Here is a 971-nt window from a genome sequence, read left to right as displayed (position 1 = left end):
GCAGACCACATATCACAATGCACATATCCAGAATAATCTCCTAGGAATTCTTGTACTACTGAACCACTTCGACGCTGATCATGGTGGTACAGCGTGATTCCTTGCTTCTCAGCTTTCCCAGACAAAAAAGTCCAATAGTAGGTCAGATGGCTATCACTCTCTAGCACCCTATAAGAAGTTTCATCCGCATGAAGTAAGGGCTGAGTCAATAGTCTCTCTCGCAAGAGGTTATAGAGGGGCTCCAAATAGTATTGACTCGCCTTGATATGCCAATTAGAGATTTCCTTACGTGTGATTGGTAAACCCATCCTAGCCCAATCTTCTTCTTGGCGATAATTGGGGACCTTCAGATTAAACTTCTGATGGATGGTGTGAGCGATAATAGAAGCTGAGCCAAGGCTATGCGCCAAAGGGGCTTTAGGGATAGGAGCTTTCACAATTTTATCACTCGGATTTTTCTCACTGCATGCTTGGCATTTGTAAGAGTGTTGGATATGATCTATGCGTTTTAATTGCGCAGGAATAAAGACTAATTCTTGGCCTTGAAGACTCGCTCCAATCTCTTTTAGCTCTCCCTGACAGTCAGGGCAAATGCAATCCTCTAAGCGATGATGGAGTTCTTCTGAATCGAATTGGGCAAGAAGAGCTTGACGTTTTCCTTTAGCTTTCTTACGTTTATAGGTGATTTCTTCTCTTTCAACTGGGAACCTCTCCATCTTCATCAGATGAAGCTTCCTCCTCAAAAAGGCTGACTTGTCCAGATGGACAAACACTTTTCTCAGAGGATTTTCCATAGAGCTTTTGCGTTAGATAAGCCACTTGTTCACGAAGAAGGGCAAGTTCATTGGTGAGACTATCAATTGTAGCACTCTGTTGTTGAATGATTTTTAATAAGTCTTTCATCGTCTTCCCCTCCTTGTTTTCTAACTTTATTATACTAAAAAGAAAGGCATCATTTCAATAGAAATCAC

At 41.7% G+C, this 971-nt stretch carries 1 protein-coding gene and 1 pseudogene; both read right to left on the bottom strand.

Features of this window, described 5'->3' with window-relative positions:
* A pseudogene (locus HT709_RS10960) lies at positions 1-722 on the bottom strand (IS66 family transposase); the annotation flags it as partial.
* The gene (locus HT709_RS10955; RefSeq protein ID WP_000653988.1) at positions 697-903 is read right to left on the bottom strand and encodes a transposase; all 207 of its coding nucleotides are present in this window, start codon (positions 901-903) and stop codon (positions 697-699) included. The pseudogene HT709_RS10960 and the gene HT709_RS10955, both read right to left, overlap by 26 nt.
* Between the last annotated feature and the right edge of the window lie 68 nt (positions 904-971).

Origin of the sequence: Streptococcus sp. 1343 (genome assembly GCF_013277355.1) — a bacterium.
In the GTDB taxonomy this organism is placed as follows: Bacteria; Bacillota; Bacilli; order Lactobacillales; family Streptococcaceae; genus Streptococcus; species Streptococcus pseudopneumoniae.
The sequence above is the reverse complement of the archived record's forward strand: the minus strand, read 5'-3'. Positions and strand labels throughout refer to the sequence as shown.

Excerpts from the sequence above, each read along its gene's own strand:
- HT709_RS10955 (WP_000653988.1), bottom strand. The coding sequence starts at position 903 with ATGAAAGACTTATTAAAAATCATTCAACAACAGAGTGCTACAATTGAT.